Source organism: Pelomonas cellulosilytica, from assembly GCF_021353265.1.
Classification (GTDB): domain Bacteria; phylum Pseudomonadota; class Gammaproteobacteria; order Burkholderiales; family Burkholderiaceae_C; genus Pelomonas; species Pelomonas cellulosilytica.
Genome location: NZ_JAJTWU010000005.1, coordinates 103,393 through 122,831, shown reverse-complemented (window position 1 = coordinate 122,831; position 19,439 = coordinate 103,393). Strand labels below are relative to the sequence as shown.

Here is a 19,439-nt window from a genome sequence, read left to right as displayed (position 1 = left end):
CGGCGGTGGGGCGAGCCGCTTCATTGGCGCGCTTGGCACAGCGCGTCTCCGAAGCGCGAACAGCGCCGGCGAAGGCCGCCATTTAGCGGTTCAACTGCTCGAAATCCCCCTGCTCCAAGTATTCCCCCACTGGCGCGCGCGTTCGCCTTGACGGAGCATCGCGTCACAAATTCAGCCGCTGGAGGGAGAAATGCGCGATAACGGTCCCGTCACGCAGGACGAATTCGTCCTCAGCCCCGACGCGCCCCTCGTCTCGACGACCGACTTGCAGAGTCACATTACCTACTGCAATCCGGCGTTCGTCACGGCCAGCGGTTTCCAGCGCGACGAGCTGATCGGCCATCCGCACAACCTCATCCGGCACCCGGACATGCCGGCCGAGGCCTTCCGCGACATGTGGGACACGCTGAAGGCCGGCGAACCCTGGACGGCACTCGTCAAGAACCGGCGCAAGGACGGCGGCTTCTACTGGGTGCGCGCCAACGTGACGCCGGTTCGGGACGCCACCGGCGTCTGCGGCTACATGTCCGTGCGCACCAAGCCCGGCGCGGAGGAGGTGCGCGCTGCCGAAAAGCTCTACGCGCAGATGCGTGAGGAGCACCGCGCCGCCGGCGGCGGCAAGAACCCGCGCCTGCCGACACGGCTGCACCGTGGGGAGCTGCTGCGCCCGGGCTGGGCCGGCGTGCAGGCGCGTCTGGCCCGCCATGCGGACGTGCTGCTGGAAGGCGGCGCGCTGCTGGCCGGCGCCGCGGTGGCCGGCGCGCTGGCGCTGGGGGGCGTCGGCGCGATGTCGCTCTCTCCCGTGCTGGCCGTGGCAGGCGCCGCCGTCGTCACCACCGTGCCCTTGCTGGCCTGGCTACGGAGCCGGCGCGACCGGCCGCTGCTGGAGGCCGCGCTGGCCGCGGAGCGGCTGGCGTCTGGCGACCTGACGCAACAGCTCACCAGCCAGCGCCGAGGCTCCGAAGGCCGGCTGATGCGCGCGCTGTCGCAGCTGAACGTCAACCTGCAGGCCGTCGTCGGCGACGTGCGTCAGGAGGTGGACGGCGTGCACCTGGCCTGCGCCGAGATCGCCTCGGGCGGGCGCGACCTCGGTGAACGTACTGAACAGCAGGCCGGCAGCCTGGAGCAGGCCGCTGCAGCGCTGGAGCAGGTGGCCGCCAACGTCAAGCAGACCGCCGATGGCGCGTCCAACGCGCGCGGCCTGGCCGGCAACACGTCCACTGCCGCGCGCAACACCGGCCGCACGAGCGCCGAGGCCGGCCAAAGCATGGACGCGGTGCGCGAGGCGACGACGCGCATCAACGAGATCGTCGGCGTCATCGACGGCATCTCGTTCCAGACCAACATCCTGGCGCTGAACGCCGCCGTCGAGGCCGCGCGGGCGGGTGACGCCGGCCGGGGCTTCGCCGTCGTGGCCACCGAGGTGCGCATGCTGGCCGGTCGCACCCGCGACGCCGCCCGCGAGATCAAGCAGCTGGCCGAGGAGGCGCGCAACCGCGTCGAGGAGGGCGTGCGCATCGTGGCCGACACCGCACGCTCCGCGCATGAGGCCGAGACGGCCGTCGACGAAATGAACGACCTCATCGGCCGCATCAGCGACGCGGTGCAGCAGCAGAGCGGCGGTATCGCCGAGGTCAACGGCAGCGTGGCCGACATCGACGGCTTCACGCAGCAGAACTCGGCGCTCGTCGAGGAGCTGTCGGCATCCGCCATGTCGCTGGCGCAGCGCGCCGAGCTCGTCACGCAGGCGGTGCGCGTGTTCCGGCTGAGCAGCGCGCGCTAGCGGGAACAACTGCATGACAGCCGTGTGATGACGCTGCGGCGTGCCTGCTTCGGCACGCCGAGGAAGGCTGATCTGCATCAAGCCGGCGCGGCGCCAGCCGCGACAGACTGCGCTCATCCCCACCCCCTGGCGAGGTTGTCATGGCGCAGATGATGAAGGCCGCAGTCGTGCATGAGTTCGGCCGACCGCTCGTGGTCGAGGACGTCCCGGTGCCCGACGTGCCGCCGGGTCAGGTGCTGGTGAAGGTCGTCGCCTCGGGCGTCTGCCACACCGACCTGCACGCGGCTGACGGCGACTGGCCGGTCAAGCCCACGCTGCCCTTCATCCCGGGCCACGAGGGCGTGGGCTATGTGGCCGGCGTCGGTGCCGGCGTGAAGTGGGTCAAGGAAGGCGACCGCGTCGGCGTGCCCTGGCTGCACACCGCTTGCGGTCACTGCGAGCACTGCCTGGGTGGCTGGGAGACGCTGTGCGACCACCAGCAGATGACTGGCTACACCGTCAACGGCGGCTATGCCGAGTACGTGCTGGCCGATCCAGGCTACATCGGCCACCTGCCGTCCACGCTGGAGTTCGCGCCGGCCGCGCCGGTGCTGTGCGCGGGCGTCACCGTCTACAAGGGTTTGAAGGTGCTGGAGTGCAAACCGGGCGACTGGGTGGCCATTTCCGGCATCGGCGGGCTGGGACACATGGCCGTGCAGTACGCCAAGGCGATGGGTTATCACGTCGTCGCGGTGGACGTGGCCGACGACAAGCTGGCGCTGGCGAGAACCCTGGGCGCTGAGCTGACGGTGAACGCCGCGACGCAGGACCCGGTGGTCGAGGTGCAGCGCGCGCTGCGTGGCGCACACGGTGTGCTCGTCACGGCCGTGTCCCGCACGGCGTTCGCGCAGGGGCTGGGCATGCTGCACAAGCGCGGCACGATGTCGCTCGTGGGCCTGCCGCCGGGTGGCTTCGAGCTGCCGATCTTCGATATGGTGCTCAACGCCAAGACCGTGCGTGGCTCCATCGTCGGCACGCGGCTGGACCTGGTGGAAGCGCTGCAGTTTGCCGGCGAAGGCAAGGTGCGCTCGCACTACTCGACTGACAAGCTCGACAACATCAACGCCGTGTTCGGCGCGATGAAGCAGGGCCGTATCGACGGGCGGGTGGTCATGGAGCTGTAGGCGCCGGCGCGGGCCGCGCCGGCGTCAGAACGCCTCCGACGTGACCCTGTCATGCGCCGTCTCTCGCACCGCAGCCGGCGGCCACAGCGCCTGCAACCGCGCGAGCGTGGCCTGCTCGTGCTGTCCGTCGGCCAGCAGCCCTGCCACGCTGCCGACGAAGGCGGCGAGCGACATGCCCTCGCGTTCGGCCGGCGCGGCCGCCGCGCGTGAAGGCGGGGCGATGTCGACGACCTGCAGGCGGGCACTCGCCCAGCGCTTGCGGACCGCCATCGTGAACGCCGGCGTGCTGCCGTCGGTGAGCGGCGGCGGCTCCGGCTGCAGCGGCGCACCCGCCGGCCCGGCAACCACCCGCATGACGGCGCCGTGGCTGCGCTTGCGCAACTGCGGCAGCAGCGCGCCGGTCAGGTGCTGCACGCCCAGCCGGTCGGCTGGCCCCTCATGCCGCAGCGAGCCGCCGTGCAATAGCGCCTGCATGCCGGGTAGGTGGTGTGCCGGGAAGGCGATCGACATGTCGACAAGCACGTTCAGGCCGGGGCAGGTCGCCGCGACCTGCTCGGCAAAGGCCGCGACGCTCCAGGGGTCGGCCAGGTCGATGTCGACCCCGCGCAGTCCCGGGCTGGCCCGAGAGCCGGCCGGCGCACCCAACACGAGGACCTCGTTGCCCAGGCGGTGCAGCAGCTCGGCCAGCCCACGTCCGATGCCGCTGGCGCCGCCCGCCACCAGCATGGTGTTGCCCCGCATCTTCATGACAGCCTCCTTTGCGAAGGACCGCATTGAATCGGCAGGCGGGCGTTGGAGCGCAGCCCGATCCGCTCAGGTCATTGCACGAATCCGCCAGGATGCGATCGACCTCGCCGAACGGCCCCGGCGAGCCGGGCTGCGATAGTCAAAAACCGCCAAGCTCTTGCACAAACCGCTCATTTCCGCATGCCGGCTCTTGAGAGCTCACCGCGCAGCAGTTACGGTGCCGCCATGAACTCTCTGGAAGCATTGCAGGCACTGATCCGGCGTCATGCGATCGTCGGCCACGATTGCAAGGACGGCGTGTTCGCGGTGATGACTGAAGCCCCCAGCGAGATGCAGCACCATGTGCTGGAGCCGACCTTTGTCGTCGTCGCGCAGGGGGCCAAGCGCGCCATGCTCGGTGACGAGGTGTTCGAGTACCGCGGCGGGCAGTTCCTTGTCGTCGGTGTGGACTTGCCGATCGCCGGCGGCGTCACCGAGGCGAGCCCGGCCTTGCCCTATCTCGCCGCCGGCATGAGGCTCAGGCCGGCAACCATCTCCTCGCTGCTGCTGGAGATGAACCCGGCCGACATGGCACCGCCCACGCCCTCGGGCTTCGCAGTCAGCGACGCGCCGGACGAACTGCTGGACACCGTCGTGCGCCTGCTGCGGCTGAAGGACTCGCCGCGCGACGCCGCCGTGCTGCAGCCGCTGGTGGAGCGCGAGCTGGTGTGGCGGCTGCTGCACGGCTCGCAGGGCGCGATGGTGCGGCAGATCGGGCTCGCGGACAGCCGGCTGTCGCAGATCGGCCGGGCCATCCGCTTCATCCGCGCCCACCACGCCGAACCCATCTCCATCCCGATGCTGGCCGACATGGTGGCCATGAGCGAGTCGTCCTTCCACCGCCACTTCCGCGGCGCGACGAAGATGAGTCCGCTGCAGTTCCAGAAGCTGATCCGGCTGCAGGAGGCCCGGGCGCGGATCCTGTCAGACGCCGGCGACGTGGCCGCCATCGGCTACAGCGTGGGCTACGACAGCCCGTCGCAGTTCAGCCGCGAGTACAGCCGGCTGTTCGGCGCGCCGCCGGGGAGGGACAAGGCGCGGCTGGGGGTGAGGGCGACGGGGACGTGAGGCGACGAGGTCCAGCGGTGCGGCTGACTGCTCTTCGGTTCGTGCGTTGGCGGGCTGCGCGTGCCGGATTCAGGGCGGAAGCGGCCCTTTGACAGGGCCGTTCTGCTAACCGTCAGAGTGCCGGCCGTCTCCGGCCAGACCGTGGTGTAGTGTGGTCGTGCGCTGGACTTTGCCGAAGTGGGCACAAAGTCATGGATGCAAAACGACTGGCTCACCCTGTGAGCCACTTGCCCTCAAGAATCCTGAGTACCGGTTCATTCTTGAGGGAGCATTTCAATGAACAACAGCAGTTCACCGCTGGAGCACTTGGCTGCATTTGCCATCACGTTCGCGTGTGGGATGGTCACAGCGGTCGCCATGGGCGCCTACGGGCGCTTCATTTCTCGCAAGGCTCGCGCCGACTTGCAAAAGCCAGCCGAACGGGAGGCGTGAAGACATGAAGAAGATTGCCACATTGATCTTCGTTCACGTCGTCTTGCCATTTCTGCAGGAGATCCTTGCCCAGGTCATGAGGCAGTGCGCGGGCATGATGATTGGCGTATTCAGGTCGCTACTTCAAAAGTGGCATGAAAAGGACTTGGAAGCCGCTTCGTCGGAAGACGAGAAAGAGCAGGCAAAGCGCAGATTCGAGGAAAGGATGCAGCAGTTTGACGAAACAGTTGCCGCGATGCCGGACAAGATGGAAGACATCGTCAGGCAAACGTTCGTGAAGGCTCAACCGAATCAGGAACTGCTCGTCGACTCACTGCAATCCGACGTTGCACGGCTGAGCTCAGGCAAGTCGGGTAAGGCTTAGCATTTCCGACGGCAATTCACTGGTGCGACCGAATCCGTTAATCAGCAAGGCGCGAGTTGGAGGGGCAATCGCTGCGGAGACGCCCTCTCGGCCAATGCGTCGACGCGAAAGCCCTGGGCGTCGGGCCGCCGGCAACGCCCAGCTCCGCGGAGCGAGCGTTGACCGGCAGCCAGCGCCCTACTTCGAGAACCAGCCAACAACCCGCTGCCGCAGCCGCTCAAAGAACCCGGCACGCTCCACATCGGCGAGCGCAACGATCGGAGCCTCACCAACCTGCTTGCCATTGGCCGTGGCGACGATCTTGCCGATCTGGGCGCCCTTGGCGATCGGTGCCGTGAGTTCGGGATTCAGCGAGATCGAGGTCTGAACGGCGGCGGCCTGGCCCTTGGGCACCAGCAACGTCCAAGCCTGGGCCAGGCCCGCGGCGACCGTGGGCGCCACGCCATAGGTGAGCTTGGCGTTCGTCAGCACCGCGCCGGCCTGGGCGGGCGTGGCCTGCTCGAAGTTGCTGTAGCCCCAGTTGAACAGCACGCGGGTCTGGTCTGCCCGGGCCTGCTTGCTGTCCGCGTTCATGATGACCGAGATCAACCGCATGCCGTTGCGCTTGGCCGAGGCGGTCAGGCAGTAGCCGGCTTCGTCCGTGTGGCCGGTCTTGAGGCCGTCGACCGTGGGGTCGGTGTACAGCAGCGCATTGCGGTTGCCCTGCTTGATGCCGTTGTAGGTGAACTCGCGCTCCGCATAGATCGGGTAGTACTCGGCGCTGTTGCGGATGATGGCGGCCGCCAGCACGGCCAGGTCGCGGGCCGAGGCCTTGTTGTTGGGGTCGGGCAGACCGGCCGCGTTCGCGAACTGGGTCTTGCTCATGCCCAGCTTCTTGGCCTCGGCATTCATCATCGCAACGAAGCCCGCCTCCGAGCCGCCGACATGCTCGGCCAGGGCCTTGGAGGCGTCGTTGCCGCTGGCGATGACGACGCCGCGCAGCATGTCCATGACGGACGCCTGCGCGTTGAGCGGCACGAACATGCAGCTGTCGCCCTCCTTGCCGCCTCGGCACCAGGCACTGAGGCTCATCGTGACGGATTCGGTGGGCTTGAGCTTGCCGGTCTTGAGCCCCTGTTCCACCAGGTAGCTGGTCATCATCTTGGTCAGCGACGCGGGTGGCAGCGGCTCGTCGGGGTTGGACGAGGCCAGGATCTGCCCGGTGTCGAAGTCCATCAGCACCCAGGCCTTGTTGGCGAGCACCGGTACCGAACGCCCGTTGGCGTCGGTGGTCATCTCGGGTTCGGTGGGCGCGGCGGCGGCCTTGTGCTTTTTGGCGGCGGCGTGCGGCTTGGCATGCGGCGCGCCAAGGGCCGTCGCAGGCACCGCGACGAGGAGCGCGCCGGCCAGGGCGAAGGGGAGCAGCTGTGAGGGAGAGAAGCGGGAAATCATCGAGAGGTACTTTTCAGGAAGGCAATCGCCTGGCGGCATGTTAGGCCGACCTCCGCGGAAGGGCTTTCTTCACGCGCCGCCCAGCCGCCGCATCAGGCCCGACGACACCGTCGCGGCCGCCCGGTCATCCTGCTCGTCCTTGAGTGCAACGCCGCTCAGTTGCCGCGTTCGGGCGTCGCGCAACAGCACATGCAGCTTGGCGGCGGCGGCATCCGGAGCGAGACCTTCGGGGCGGACGTTGGAGATGCAGTTGCGCTGCGCATCGACCAGGCCGAGTCGCGGCGCCCAGCTGAAGTAAACGCCCAGGCTGTCTGGCGCGCTCAGGCCGGGCCGCTCGCCGATCAGCACGACGACGCAGCGCGCGTTCAGCAGCGCGCCGGCTTCGTCGCCCAGCGCGACGCGGGCCTGGGTCGCGACGACGGGCGGCGCCCACGTCCAGCCACCCTCGGCCAGCAGCCGCTCGCGCAGCGCCGTGAACAGCGGCAGGGCCTGACGCTGCAGCGCGAGCGCGGAGAGGCCGTCGGCCAGCACGAAGGCCAGGTCGCCGGGCACCGCCTGCACCGCCGCCAGCGTGGCCGCCGACGCCTCGCTCAGGCGCCTCCCGAGGTCGGGCCGCTGCAGATAGGTGGCGCGATCCGGCGCGCGGCTGTGGACGTGCCGCGGTGCCTCGCCCAGCGTGTGCAGGCCGGCCACCAGCGCGTCCACGTCCAGCGGCGTGTGCACCGCGTCGCGGGCTTCGGCGTGGGCCTGCTGGAAGGCCAGATGGGCGGCGGTGGGCAGGCTGGCGCCGGCACGGCCCAGGCCGATGCGCGCGGCGGTGTGCGCCCGCAACGCAGCCCAGGGCTGGGCGGTGACGGCGGGCTTCATGGCGACGGCGCCTCCAGCAGCGCCGCAAAACGCGCGGGCAGGCCGTCGGCCAGCGTCAGCGGGCCGTCGAAGATGCCCACGCGCAGGAGCCAGGCCTCGAACTCGGGCGCGGGCCGCAGGCCCAGCAGGCGACGCATAGCCAGCGCGTCGTGGAAGCTGGTGCTCTGGTAGCCCAGCATGATGTCGTCCGAGCCGGGCACGCCCATGATGTAGTGGCAGCCGGCCGTGCACAGCAGCGTCAGCAGGCTGTCGAGGTCGTCCACATCGGCCTCGGCGTGGTTGGTGAAGCAGACATCCACGCCCATCGGCAGGCCCAGCAACTTGCCGGCGCAGTGGTCTTCCAACCCCGCGCGCAGGATCTGCTTGCCGTCGAACAGGTACTCCGGCCCGATGAAGCCGACGACGCTGTTGACCAGCAGCGGGTCGAAGTGCCGAGCGACGCCATACGCGCGGCATTCCAGCGTCTGCTGGTCGCAGCCGTGGTGCGTGCCGCTGGACAGCGCACTGCCCTGGCCGGTCTCGAAGTACATGACCTGCCGGCCGCCGCGCCGCAACGACAGCGCCGCGTCGCGCGCCTCCCGCAGCAGCGCGAGCGTGATGCCGAAGCCGATGTTGGCGCCCTCGGTTCCGGCGATGGACTGGAACACCAGGTCAACCGGCGCGCCGCGGCGGATGGCCTCGATCGTCGTCGTCACATGCGTCAGCACGCAGCTCTGCGTCGGGACCTCGTGACGGGCGATCACCGCATCGAGCAGCTGCAGCAGCCGCATCACCTGTGGCAGGTTGTCCGTTGCGGGGTTGATGCCGATGACCGCGTCGCCGGCACCCATCAGCAGACCGTCCAGCAGGCTGGCGGCGATGCCCGTCTCGTCGTCGGTCGGGTGGTTGGGCTGCAGCCGCGTAGCGAGGCGCCCGCGCCCGCCCAGCGTGCTGCGGAACTGCGTGACCACCTCGCAGCGCTGCGCGATCAGCAGCAGGTCCTGCACGCGGCACAGCTTGGTCACGGCCGCGGCCATCTCGGGCGTGAGGCCCGGCGCGATGTCGGCGGGCTCGACCGTGCCGGCCAGCAGTGCATCGCGCAGGTCGCCGACCGTCAGATGAGCGATGGGCGCGAACGCCGCGGCGTCGTGCGTGTCGACGATGAGGCGCGTGACTTCGTCGGCCTCGTAGGGCACGACGGCCTCGTTCAGGAAGGTGGTCAGCGGCACGTCCGCCAGCGCCAGCTGCGCGGCGACGCGCTCCCGGGCTTGCGCCGCCGCCACGCCGGCCAGTTCATCGCCCGAGCGGCGCGGGCTGGCGCGGGCCAGCAGCGTGCGCAGGTCGCCAAACGTGTAGCGCTCGCCACCGAGCGTGTGGGTGAAGGCCATGGCGCGAGTGTGCGCAAAACCCGCGGCGGCTGCATGACAAGGTCGTGACGTGGCCGCGGCCCAGCGGACGTGCGGATTACCGGACTGCCGACCGTGGGATTGCCCGGCCCGGGCCGCGTGCGGACCATCGCGCCTCCCCGATCCAACGTTTCCTTTTCATTCGACGCATGACGTGTTCTTGCAGGCCGGCCCTCATGAGGGGCTGGCGGGCCGTGGCCTGGTGCCTCGCCGGGTTTTCCGCCGTCCTTTCCGCGACTGCTGCACTCGCCGCCCCGGCGGTCGACCCGCAGGCCGTGCAGCAGCTGGTCAGCGCGGTCGGGCTGGACATGATGTCCGAGGCCTCGGTGGAAGCCTGTGACGACATCGGTGCGCCCTCCGCCCCGGCGATGCGCGCCGCTTGGGTGGCCTGGCGCACGAAGCATGACATCGCGCCGCTGCGCCAGGTGCTCACACGCTTGCGCGGCGCGGCGCACAACCGGCCCGGCCTGGCGCCGTGGGAGCAGCTCACCGATCCCATCCGCGAGCGCGTGCTGCAGGACTCCCAGCCCGAGGCGGCCTGCGCCGCGCTGATGCGCGACTGGCAGACGCCGGGCATGGACGTGGGCGCGCTCTACCCCCGGGCACGGGATGGCGCGGCCGCGATGGTGGCGGCGGAGCTCGCCTGGCCGCCGTCAACGCCCCCCGCTGCCAATGCCCCGGCTGGCGCCACGCTGCTGCTGCCCAGCCAGCTGGAGGCGTTGGCGGCGCAGCACAGCCGGGGCTGGCAGACGCTCTCGGTGGAGCAGGCGCGTCAGCGCCTGGGCGACGTCTTCGTGAAAGGCCGCGTGGTGCGCTGGTCGCGCAACCCGGACCGCTTCCGGCTCATCCACGAGCAGGGCGGTCGCACGGCCTATACCAAGGTGTACGTGGACGGCAACCTGGAACCCTGGGTGGGCCGCGAAGTGGTGCTGCGCGGCGTGGCGACGTCGCTGGACTGGAGCGCCATGCATCTGAGCGACGTCGCGATCGTGACGGAGGCGGGCGCGCTGAAGCCCTCGACGCTGGCGCAGTCACGGCTGGAGCGCCCCGGCGTGCTGCTGCAGCGTGTGCTGGCCAAGCCCGGCCAGGGCCTGCAGGACAAGGACGTGGCCGCCGTCGTGGTCTGGGGCGAGGCGGACTACAACAACGGCAGCAGCTGGACCGACGACGTGCGCTTCCTGCTGCGCGACGGCACCGCCTACGCGCGCGCCGTGATGCCGCCGGACGAACTCAACGCCACGGCCTCGCGCCAGCTGGAGCCGCGGCAGTGGAGCCGCTGGCGCAAAGGCGACATCGGCTACGAGCTGCAGGACTGGGACGATGATGGCAAGCCCAGCGGTGACTGGGAGCGCATCAAGCACCTTCCCGCGCGCGCCTGGCCGGCCGGCACCCTGCTGGAGGGTTACTTCGAGAATGCCAACTTCAGCGGCAGCCTGATGCTGGGCGGCACGACGACGCGGCGCGGCTACCGTTTCACGCGAGATGGTCGCTTCGAGCGCAGCTTCGGTCGCGTGTCGGGCTCGGGCGGCATGGCAGCGGCCGGTGGCGCGGTGGTGTCGGCCTCGTCGCAGCGCGACGGCTCGGGCAGCCGCAGCAGCGCGGGCGGCGTGGCCGGCGGCGTGGGCACTGCCAGCCAGCGCAGCATCGACGACGGCGCGAGCTACCGCGGCCGCTACAAGCTCGGCGGCTACACGCTGGTGCTGGACTTCGACGACGGCCACCAGGAGCGGATGTTGAGCTTCATCGTCTACCCCGACAGCGACAAGACCATCTTCATCGGCCATGCAAGCTACCAACGTCAGAAGTAAGGCGGCGCTGCTGTGGGCGGCGCTGGCCACGGCGGCCCAGGCCGCACCCAGCCCCGAGGCCCAGCGCCTGGCCACCGACAGGGCCGCCGTGCAGCAGCTCGTGGGTGCCGTCAGCCTGGACGTGATGACCGAGGCGTCGGTCGACGCCTGTGAGGACATCGGCGCGCCGTCCGCCCCCGTCGCCCAGGCCGCCTGGGTGACGTGGCGCGAGCGCCACCAACTGGCGCCCATGCGTTCGGTGCTCGACTCCAGCAAGCGCCGGCAGGGCGGCGATGCGCTCTCCTGGGGCCGGCTCATCGAGCCCATGCGCCAGCGCGTGCTGGGCGAGGCCAACCCCGAGCCGATCTGCGCCGGCCTCGCGCGCGACCTGCAGACGCCCGCGATGGACGCCACGGCGCTCTACCCGCAGGCGGGCCCCGTCGCCCGCGCGCTCGTGGCGGTGGAGATGGCACAAAAGCCCGACCTGCCGACCGTCGTGCCGGGCCAGCCTCGCGGCGCAGTGGTGCTGCCCAGCCAGGTGTCGGCGCTGGCCAAGGCGTCGCAGCGCGCGGGCGAGGTCGTGGTCGTGAAGGGCTGGGTGAAGCGCTGGGGCAGCGCGGGCGACAAGTTCGAGCTGGTGCACCGCGCCGAGGGCGGCCGGCGGCGGCCCGGCGCCATCCTGCTCGACTTCGATGCCGAACCCTGGGTGGGGCGCGAGATCGTGCTGCGCGGCAAGACCTCGTCGCTCGGCGGCTCGACGATGTCGCTCAACGAGGCCGCGCTGGTGGCTGATGCGTCGGCCCTCACGCCCTCGCCGCTGCCGCAGGCCCCGCCGGAGCGTGAGGAGGTGCTGCTGCAACGCGTGACCACCGCGCCCGCCAAGGGCCTGGCCGACAAAGACCTGGCCGCCATCGTCATCCACGGCTGGAGCAACTTCAACAACGGCACGACGTGGGAGGAGGACGTGCGCTTCCTGCTGCGCGACGGCAGCGTCTACCGCCGCACCGAGATGCCGCCGGACCAGCTCAACGTCGCCGTGTCGCGGCAGCTGGAGCCGCAGCAGTGGGGCCGCTGGCGCGCGGCCGGCAACGGCTACGAGATGCAGCCGCAGGACGACGACGGCCGCCCCGGCGCCTGGCAGGTCGAGAAGCACTACGCCGTCAAACCCTGGCCGGCCGACACGAAGCTGGAAGGCAGCTTCAGCCGCGGCAGCTTCCACGGCAGCCTTGTGCTGGGCGGCATGTCGTTCCGCAACGGCATGCGCTTCACGCGTGACGGCCGCTTCGAGCGCAGCAGCAGCAGCCTGGGCACGTCCGGCTCGATGGCTGCCACGCTCAACGGCACGATGATCAGCGGCTCGTCGCAGGCCGATGGCAGCGGCAGCAGCAGCACCGGCGGCGGCGTCGTGGGCGGGCCGCTCGGTACGGCGGGAGCAGTCAGCTCGCGCAAGGTCGACGACGGCGCCAGCCGCCGCGGGCGCTACCGCTTGAGCGGCTATGTGCTGACGCTGGACTTCGACGACGGCCATCAGGAGCGCCTGCTCAGCTTTCCCGTGCACGGCGATGCCGACACGGTCTACGTCGGCAGCGGCAGCCTCAGCCGCGACAAATGATGTCTCGTTCCCCTGGAGTGTTCATGCCCCGATTCGCCTTCCGCGCGGCCATCGCCGCGCTCGTGGTCGCCGCCGGCGCCGCCTCGGCCCAGGTCGCCCCGTCGCTCAGCCTCGCCGAGCAGATGCGCGGCATGCTGGGCACGCCGGCCGGCAGCAGCCCCGCGCCGGCCCAGTCCGGCCAGCCCAAGCCGGCTGCCGCACCGGCGTTTGGCGCCACGCCGGCCGCGCCGCTGGTGGCCGGTGGCGCGCCCGTCATCGCCAACGCCCCCGCGCAGGTTCACCAGTCGGCCGTCGAGCTGGCGCAGCGCTTCCCGGCGCAACACCGCGCCGCGATGACCAAGGCCTTCGAGGAGTCCTTCCTGTTCTGGCAAAAGCTGGAGACGCAGCTGGGCCTCACGCCCAACGACGTCGGCGCGGCCACGGCCGCCTTCATCGCCGGCAACTACGCGGCCTTCATGCAGCAGCAGGTGCCGGACGCCGACTTCAAGGCCCTCGTCACGCAGATGCAGGGTTTGCTGGCCCGCAACGCCGCCTTCGCGCAGGGCAGCCCGGCGCTCAAGCGCCAGATGTACGAGCAGCTGGCCATGGTGGGTACCTTCATGGCCGTCTACCGTGAACAGCTGGCTCGCCAGCCTGACGCGAACCAGGAGGTCAATTTCCGCAACGCCGCCAAGGCCAACCTGGAAGCCGGCCTGGGCCTGGCCATCGAGCGCATCCAGATCGGGCCGCAGGGGCTGGTGACGCGCTGACCCCGTTCAGACCCACGTCTGCGCGACTGCGTCGCGCACGGCGGCCACGGCGGGCTGGGTCAGCGCCTGCGGGCTGCTGATCCAGCAGAACCAGGTCGGCGCCGACCATCCCGGCCACACGCGCGCCTGGCCGGCGTCCTCCAGCAGCGCCGCCTGGTCGCGCCGCATCATGCCGGCGCCCATGCCGGCGGCCACCATGCCGCGCACGGCCACTTCGGTGTCCGCCGTCAGCCCCACGTCCAGCGGCATGCCGGCCTGGGCGAAGAGCCGTTCCTGGTGGGCCCGTAGTCCGCAGTCCGGCGGCGTGGTGACCCAGGGCAGCGCGGCCAGGCCCGCCAGGTCGGCCGGTAAGCCTCCGTTCAGCAGCAGGCGCCGCGGCACGACGGGCACGATCTCGGCGGCCTGCAGCCGCCGCAGCTCCAGGCCGTCGATGGCCTCGTGCTCATGCAGCACGCAGGCGCAGTCCAGCTCGCCGCGGCGCACGGCGGCGATCGCCCGCAGCGACACCTGCTGCTGCAACTGCAGCTGCACACCGGGGTGGTGCTCGGCCAGGTGCACGAACACCTCGCCCAGCCGCAGCGCCACCGCATCGCTGACGGTGGCCATGCGCACCTGGCCGCGCGCCTCGCCGCGGATCTGCGCGGCCGCTGCCTGCATGGCCTGGGCCGCGGATAGCGTGCGCCGCGCCTCGGCCAGCAACCGCTCACCGGCCGGCGTGAGCGTCATGCCGCGGGCGCTGCGGTCGAACAACCGCACGCCGAACTCGTCCTCCAGCGCTTTGAGCTGCGCGCTGACGGCCGGCGGGCTCGTGAACACGCGCTCGGCGGCGCGGGTGAGGTTGCCCTCGGTGGCCACGGCGACAAAGGTCTTGAGCTGGTAGATCTCCATGGCCGGCATTCTGCGCAGCACGCGCGGCGGCCGGGTGCGGATTTTCCGAACGGGGCGGTCCGTGGAAACGAATGGACCGGGCGGCGGGTGCCCACGACAGTGACTGGCATCGGAATCCATCGGGAGCCCTGCATGACCACCACCACCCGCCCCGCCGCCATCGCGGCGCTGCTTTTCGCCACGACGGCCTGGGGCAGCCTCTTCCTCATCGGCAAACCCATCACCGCCCAGCTGGACCCGGCATGGTTCACGCTCGTGCGCTACACGCTGGCGACCGCCGTGCTTGCGGCGCTGGTGCAGCGGTTCGGTGACGCGCCCTGGCTCAAGCTGCGCCGCCATGCGTTTCGCCACACGCTGGTGGGCCTGGCGGGCTATGGACTGTTCAGCCTGCTTGTGTTCCACGGGCTGAAGCTGTCGCTGCCGTCGCATGGATCGGTGCTGATGGCCACGATGCCGTTCACGACGCTGGGCCTGCGCTGGGCGCTGGACGGCCACAAGCCGCCGCTGCGCGCGCTGCTGGGCGCCGCGCTGGCGTTGGCCGGCGTGGCCACGGTGGCGCACCCGCTGGGCCATGGCGGCGAGCTGAACGCCCACGTGCTGCTCGGCGATGCGCTGACGCTGGCCGGCACGCTGGGCTGGGTGTTCTACACGCGCGGCGCAGCCAAGGTGCCTGACCACAGCCCGCTGGAGTACACCGCACTGACGGCGGTCGCCGCGCTGCCCTGGCTGGCGTTGGGCACGGGCCTGGCCACGGCCGCCGGCTGGGTGGACGCGCCGACGCCCGAGGTGCTGGCAGGCCTGGCGCCCAGTCTGGTCTACATCGCGCTTCTGCCCACCGTGGCCGCGGCGCTGGCCTTCAACGCCGGCGTCAAGCGGCTGGGCGCACCGATGGGCACGCTGTTCCTGAACATGGTGCCGGTGTCGGTCATTGCCGTGCGCGCGGTGATGGGCCATGCGCCGCAGGCCAGTGAGATCGCTGGCGCCGCCCTCGTGGGCCTGGGCCTGGCGTTGACGGTGTGGACGCCGAAGTCGCGGTCCGTCGCCGCACCGCGGCCCGCCACGTCACGGCGCTGCACGGCCTGAACGCGTCAGGTGAAGGCTCCCGTGGCCGACATGTGCAGCCGCCATTGCGCATCGTGCAGCCAGCGGCCGCGGCGCCCGCCGCGCAGGGCGCGGTCTGCCGCCAGCCCGCGGGCCCAGTCCTGGGCGGTGACCGTGGCCCAGTGCAAGTCGCCGCCGTGGAGCAACTGCGTGATGAACCAGAAATCCGCATCGCTGAACGCCTCAGGCGCCGGGCTCCGCAACAGCCGGTCAGCGTGCGTCCAGGGTGTGTCGAAGAACGGCTGGTTCGGGTCAAACAGTCGCTCCGCGTAGGTCGGCACGCCGTCCCACCGTTCTCCGCGCGCGTCGCCCAGGTGGGCGCCGAAGAAGGCTTCGGCGCGCTCACGCTCGGCCCGCGCCGCAAACGGCCGCCACCAGTGGCCGGTGCGTCGCCACGCCCACAGACCGTGTGGCCACACGGGCGGCCAGCCCAGCTGCGCCGGCGCCAGCAGCGCGCGTCGTTGGGCCTCCGGGCAGCCCGGCCACGCGCGCTCCAGCGCTGCCTGGAGCTCGGCGGGCAGCGATAAAAGATCGAGATCGGGCATTGCGCGCGGACCTTACCCCGGCGCCACGGCCGCGCTGACGGACAAGCTAGGGAGGCGCGGGGCTCACGGCGTTGTCATGCCCAGGCCCTAGCCTCCCCGGTTTTGCCTGCCTGCCGCGACGATGCCCCTGTTTGCCGACCTCCCCCCGTGGGCCTGGGCCCTGCTCGCCGCGGCGCTGCTGCTGGCCGCGACGGTGCTGATGCAGGGCCGGCTGCTGTTCGGCCGCACCTGGCGCATCCGCCGCACCGACCCGGGCCCTGCCGCCGCGCACCGCCGCACCGAGGCCGTATGGCTGCGCCGCCCAGGTGGCGTGAGCCTGCAGGGCTGGCTCACACTGTCGGTGGACCGGCCGCCGCGCCGTCTGCTGCTGTGGTTCGGCGGGCGCAACGAGCATGTCGCGTGGACGCCGGACCTCGCCGGCTGGCTGCCCGACGACTGCGCGCTGCTGGCCTTCAACTACCGGGGCCTGGGCGCGAGCAGCGGCTGGCCCGGCGAGGCCGCCTGCGTGGCCGATGCCGAGGCCGCCGCGGCCTGGGGCCTCGCCCGCCTGGGCCTGCCGCCCGGCGCGCTGCACCTGGCCGGCCGCAGCATCGGCACCGGCGTGGCGATGCAGCTGGCCGCGCGCCGCGTCGCCGCGGGCGTCGGGCCCGCCGGCGTCACGTTGATTTCGCCGTTCCAGAGCCTGCGCGCCGTACTGGCCCTCAGCCCCGTGTTGGCGCCGTTGACGCCTCTGCTGCGTTCGCCGCTGGACTCACTGAGCGCCGCCCGCTCGCTGCGTTGCCGCGTGCTGGTGCTGCTGGCCGAGCGCGACCGCCAGGTGCCGCACGCGCAGTCCTACGCAGTGGCCGAGGCGCTGCGCCGCGCCGGCTCCGCCGTCACCGTGCACCAGCTCGCCGGCACCAACCACCGCAGTCTCGCGCGGACGCCGGCGGCCATGCAAACCCTGGGCGGCTGGTTGCTGGAAGAATCGGCCACACGATGAATGCCCAACCCCTCCAGGCCCTCGCCGTGGCCGCCGCCATCGCCAGCACGCCGGCGCTCGCCGCCGACACGCAGTTCGCCGTGCTCGTGCTGGCCATGCCCACGAAGTACCACTACGAGTACATCCCCGTCGCGCGGGACAGCTTCGAGAAGCTGGCCAGGCTGCACGCGTTCGAGCTGACGTGGACGGCCCAGCCAGCCGCCTTCGAGGCCGACCTGAGCAAGTACGCCGCCGTCGTGCTGCTGAACAGCTCGGGCGAGGAGTTCAACGAGGCCCAGCGCGCGGGCCTGGAGCGCTACATGAAGGCCGGCGGCAACGCCGTCGTCGTGCACCGCGCCATCATCGTCGCCAAGCCGGGCCAGTGGCCCTGGTACGAGAAGCTCGTCGGCCGCAACTTCGTCATCCACCCGATGCTGCAGACGGCCGTCGTCACCAAGGCCGACGCCACCCACCCCGCCACCTTCGGCCTGCCGGACCGCTGGTTGTGGAGCGACGAGTGGTACGAGTTCAGCAACCCGTACGGTGTGACCATCCACCCCATCCTGTCCGTTGACGAGCGTAGTTATGACCCGACGAAGATCTGGCCCGGGCAGGTCGCCAAGGGCATGGGCGGCGACCACCCGGTGAGCTGGTGGCACTCGTACGAGCAGGGCCGCGTGTTCGTCACGGCGCTGGGCCACAACGTCGAGATGTACCGCGACGGCCGCTACCTGGACCACCTATGGGGCGGGCTCTGGTGGGCCGCCAAGGGCCTGGGCCAGCCTCCGCGCTGACGCTGCCGCACGATCGCCCGTCAACCTGCTGAGCGGATGCCGCCGCTCCCACCCGTGACGCCCGCGCACCGGCACACTGCGCCGTCATGAACTCCACCCGCCGCCTCATGACCCTGCTGCCCCTAGCCGGCCTGCTGCCAGTCGCCGCGCCCGCCGCGGCGCCTCACCTTCTTGCGCCCGCCGTGCTGCCGCTGTGGCCCGAAGGCGTGCCGCCCGCCGGCCGCGCCGACGCCCCTGCCGCGCGCTTCGACATCGGCGCCGAGCGAGACGACGGTGGCCGCATCACGCGCGTGTCGCAACCAACGCTCACCGTCGTGCCGCCCGCCGTGGACCGCGCCAACGGCACCGCCGTCATCGTGTGCCCCGGCGGCGGCTACACCTTCCTGTCCATGGCCCGCGAGGGCACCCAGTACGCCAACTGGCTCAGCACGCTGGGCATCACCACCTTCATCCTGAAAAGCCGGCTGGAGGACTGGGGCCACCCGGCGCCGCTGCAGGACGTGCTGCGCGCCATCCGCCTCGTGCGCTCGCGTGCCGCCGAATTCGGCGTGAAGCCCGACCGTATCGGCGTCATCGGCAGCTCCGCCGGCGGCCACCTCGCTGCCAGCGCCAGCACGCTGTACGACCATGCCGACGGCCGCACCGGTGCCGCGCTGGACACGGTGAGCGCGCGGCCCGACTTCGCGTTGCTGGTCTATCCCGTCATCACGATGCGCGACCCCGCCGCCCACGCCGGCTCACGCCGCGCGTTGCTGGGCGATGGGCCGACCACGGCGCTGCTGGCCCAGATGTCCGTCGAGCAGCAGGTGACCGCCGCCACGCCGCCCACGCTGCTGCTGCACACCCAAGGCGACAAGGCCGTGCCGGTGCAGAACAGCCTGATGTACTTCGACGCCCTCACCCGCGCTGGCGTGCCGGCCGAGCTGTATGTGTTCGAGCAGGGCGGCCATGGTATCGGCATGAGCGAAGGGCTCGGCACCGCATCCGCCTGGCCGCGGCGGGCGGAAGAGTGGCTGCGGCAGCGTGGGCTGCTGACCAGGGAAGTAGCGCGCTGACTGAACTTCTCGCCACTCGGAGTTCTTAACCCTTCAGGGCAGCGCAGAACCGCTGCCGTATCCGGATTGAAGGGCTTGAGCGGCAGCGCGAAGCTGCCGTTCTCCAGCCCCAGCGTGGCCTGCGTCAGCGCGCCCATCGCGGCCAGCACGGAGTCGTGCATGGCGTTGACTCGGTTGGATAGCGCGCCGTAGTACTCGACCTCAGCATCCAGCACGAATACGACGGTCTCGCGGGCCGCGTCGCGCAGGCGCTTGCGGCTTTGCATCACGTCGTAGGAGATCGCTGCAGCGCCCTCCAGCAGTTCCTCGCGCTCGCGGCCGTTGATGAGCTGGTTCCAGGTCACGTGCGTTCCGCGCCGTTCTGCGCGCCTGCGCGCTGCAGGTCCAGCTTCAGCGGACCGGCCTCGCCGCTTCCACGATGTCACCCCGCAACAGCAGGTCGCCGGGACGCAGCGCCACCATCGACCCGTCTCGCAGCACGCGTGCCGTGGCGCCGCCCTCGCGCACTTTGCCCACCACGCGGCGCGACCTCGGTGGCGGCCACCGGACCTGCGGCCTCACCGGCTTGCGGCGCGGCAGGCGGCACAGCGCCACCGTCGTCCTGGCCTGGCACCGATTCGGCGAGCGACTGCTGCCTTGCATCAGCGGTGCTGGATTCAGTGACGTTC

18 protein-coding genes are annotated in these 19,439 nt (G+C 71.0%); 12 read left to right on the top strand and 6 right to left on the bottom strand.

Annotation, left to right across the window (positions count from 1 at the left end; genetic code table 11):
* Nucleotides 1–190: 190 nt before the first annotated feature.
* Together LXT13_RS13795 and LXT13_RS13790 are read left to right on the top strand one after the other, a co-directional pair.
* On the top strand, nt 191–1,783 hold the full coding sequence (locus LXT13_RS13795; RefSeq protein ID WP_233372495.1) for a methyl-accepting chemotaxis protein: 1,593 nt from the start codon (nt 191–193) through the stop codon (nt 1,781–1,783).
* Nucleotides 1,784–1,923: 140 nt separating this feature from the next.
* Complete coding sequence (locus LXT13_RS13790; RefSeq protein ID WP_233372494.1) at nt 1,924–2,946, top strand: zinc-dependent alcohol dehydrogenase; 1,023 nt, start codon at nt 1,924–1,926, stop codon at nt 2,944–2,946.
* A 24-nt stretch (nt 2,947–2,970) separates the two neighbouring features.
* Here LXT13_RS13790 and LXT13_RS13785 read toward each other — a convergent pair whose 3' ends face one another.
* Nucleotides 2,971–3,693, bottom strand: coding sequence for a Rossmann-fold NAD(P)-binding domain-containing protein (locus LXT13_RS13785; protein ID WP_233372493.1), 723 nt, complete (start codon nt 3,691–3,693; stop codon nt 2,971–2,973).
* 225 nt (nt 3,694–3,918) lie between these two features.
* On the opposite strand from LXT13_RS13785, the gene LXT13_RS13780 reads away from it, so the two are divergent.
* From LXT13_RS13780 to LXT13_RS13770, 3 genes are all read left to right on the top strand, one after another.
* Nucleotides 3,919–4,800, top strand: a complete 882-nt coding sequence (locus tag LXT13_RS13780; protein ID WP_233372492.1) for an AraC family transcriptional regulator — start codon at nt 3,919–3,921, stop codon at nt 4,798–4,800.
* Nucleotides 4,801–5,076: 276 nt separating this feature from the next.
* A complete protein-coding gene (locus LXT13_RS13775) occupies nt 5,077–5,232 on the top strand; it encodes a hypothetical protein (protein ID WP_233372491.1) in 156 nt (51 codons plus the stop codon).
* 4 nt (nt 5,233–5,236) lie between these two features.
* Nucleotides 5,237–5,596: a hypothetical protein gene (locus LXT13_RS13770; RefSeq protein WP_233372490.1), complete on the top strand. Its 360-nt coding sequence runs from the start codon at nt 5,237–5,239 to the stop codon at nt 5,594–5,596.
* Between the two features lie 177 nt (nt 5,597–5,773).
* Here the strand turns inward: LXT13_RS13770 and LXT13_RS13765 are convergent, their stop codons facing one another.
* The 3 genes from LXT13_RS13765 to LXT13_RS13755 form a co-directional block, all read right to left on the bottom strand.
* Nucleotides 5,774–7,027 carry a D-alanyl-D-alanine carboxypeptidase family protein gene (locus tag LXT13_RS13765; protein WP_233372489.1) on the bottom strand — a complete coding sequence of 418 codons (1,254 nt, stop codon included), beginning with the start codon at nt 7,025–7,027 and terminating at the stop codon, nt 5,774–5,776.
* Between the two features lie 69 nt (nt 7,028–7,096).
* On the bottom strand, nt 7,097–7,894 hold the full coding sequence (eutC, locus tag LXT13_RS13760) for an ethanolamine ammonia-lyase subunit EutC (RefSeq protein ID WP_233372488.1): 798 nt from the start codon (nt 7,892–7,894) through the stop codon (nt 7,097–7,099).
* Nucleotides 7,891–9,261, bottom strand: a complete 1,371-nt coding sequence (locus LXT13_RS13755; protein ID WP_233372487.1) for an ethanolamine ammonia-lyase subunit EutB — start codon at nt 9,259–9,261, stop codon at nt 7,891–7,893. The genes eutC and LXT13_RS13755 overlap by 4 nt, the downstream gene beginning before the upstream one ends.
* Nucleotides 9,262–9,455: 194 nt before the next feature.
* Between LXT13_RS13755 and LXT13_RS13750 the strand changes: the two genes are divergently transcribed.
* Genes LXT13_RS13750 through LXT13_RS13740 form a run of 3 tightly spaced genes read left to right on the top strand, consistent with a single transcriptional unit; the run spans nt 9,456 to nt 13,427 of the window.
* Nucleotides 9,456–11,087: a hypothetical protein gene (locus LXT13_RS13750; RefSeq protein WP_233372486.1), complete on the top strand. Its 1,632-nt coding sequence runs from the start codon at nt 9,456–9,458 to the stop codon at nt 11,085–11,087.
* Nucleotides 11,062–12,678, top strand: a complete 1,617-nt coding sequence (locus tag LXT13_RS13745) for a hypothetical protein (protein ID WP_233372485.1) — start codon at nt 11,062–11,064, stop codon at nt 12,676–12,678. The genes LXT13_RS13750 and LXT13_RS13745 overlap by 26 nt, the downstream gene beginning before the upstream one ends.
* A gap of 23 nt (nt 12,679–12,701) precedes the next feature.
* The gene (locus LXT13_RS13740) at nt 12,702–13,427 is read left to right on the top strand and encodes a DUF6683 family protein (protein WP_233372484.1); all 726 of its coding nucleotides are present in this window, start codon (nt 12,702–12,704) and stop codon (nt 13,425–13,427) included.
* 6 nt (nt 13,428–13,433) lie between these two features.
* Here LXT13_RS13740 and LXT13_RS13735 read toward each other — a convergent pair whose 3' ends face one another.
* Complete coding sequence (locus LXT13_RS13735; protein ID WP_233372483.1) at nt 13,434–14,315, bottom strand: LysR family transcriptional regulator; 882 nt, start codon at nt 14,313–14,315, stop codon at nt 13,434–13,436.
* 132 nt (nt 14,316–14,447) lie between these two features.
* On the opposite strand from LXT13_RS13735, the gene LXT13_RS13730 reads away from it, so the two are divergent.
* Complete coding sequence (locus tag LXT13_RS13730) at nt 14,448–15,398, top strand: DMT family transporter (RefSeq protein ID WP_233372482.1); 951 nt, start codon at nt 14,448–14,450, stop codon at nt 15,396–15,398.
* Between the two features lie 5 nt (nt 15,399–15,403).
* On the opposite strand, the gene LXT13_RS13725 is transcribed toward LXT13_RS13730, so the two are convergent.
* Nucleotides 15,404–15,961, bottom strand: coding sequence for a hypothetical protein (locus tag LXT13_RS13725; RefSeq protein WP_233372481.1), 558 nt, complete (start codon nt 15,959–15,961; stop codon nt 15,404–15,406).
* Nucleotides 15,962–16,082: 121 nt separating this feature from the next.
* Here LXT13_RS13725 and LXT13_RS13720 point away from each other — a divergent pair, with 121 nt between their 5' ends.
* The 3 genes from LXT13_RS13720 to LXT13_RS13710 all read left to right on the top strand — a co-directional run bounded on the left by LXT13_RS13720 (nt 16,083) and on the right by LXT13_RS13710 (nt 18,771).
* A complete protein-coding gene (locus tag LXT13_RS13720) occupies nt 16,083–16,943 on the top strand; it encodes an alpha/beta hydrolase family protein (RefSeq protein WP_233372480.1) in 861 nt (286 codons plus the stop codon).
* Nucleotides 16,940–17,716, top strand: a complete 777-nt coding sequence (locus LXT13_RS13715; protein ID WP_233372479.1) for a ThuA domain-containing protein — start codon at nt 16,940–16,942, stop codon at nt 17,714–17,716. The genes LXT13_RS13720 and LXT13_RS13715 overlap by 4 nt, the downstream gene beginning before the upstream one ends.
* Before the next feature lie 107 nt (nt 17,717–17,823).
* Nucleotides 17,824–18,771, top strand: a complete 948-nt coding sequence (locus LXT13_RS13710; protein ID WP_233372478.1) for an alpha/beta hydrolase — start codon at nt 17,824–17,826, stop codon at nt 18,769–18,771.
* The last annotated feature ends 668 nt before the right edge of the window (nt 18,772–19,439 follow it).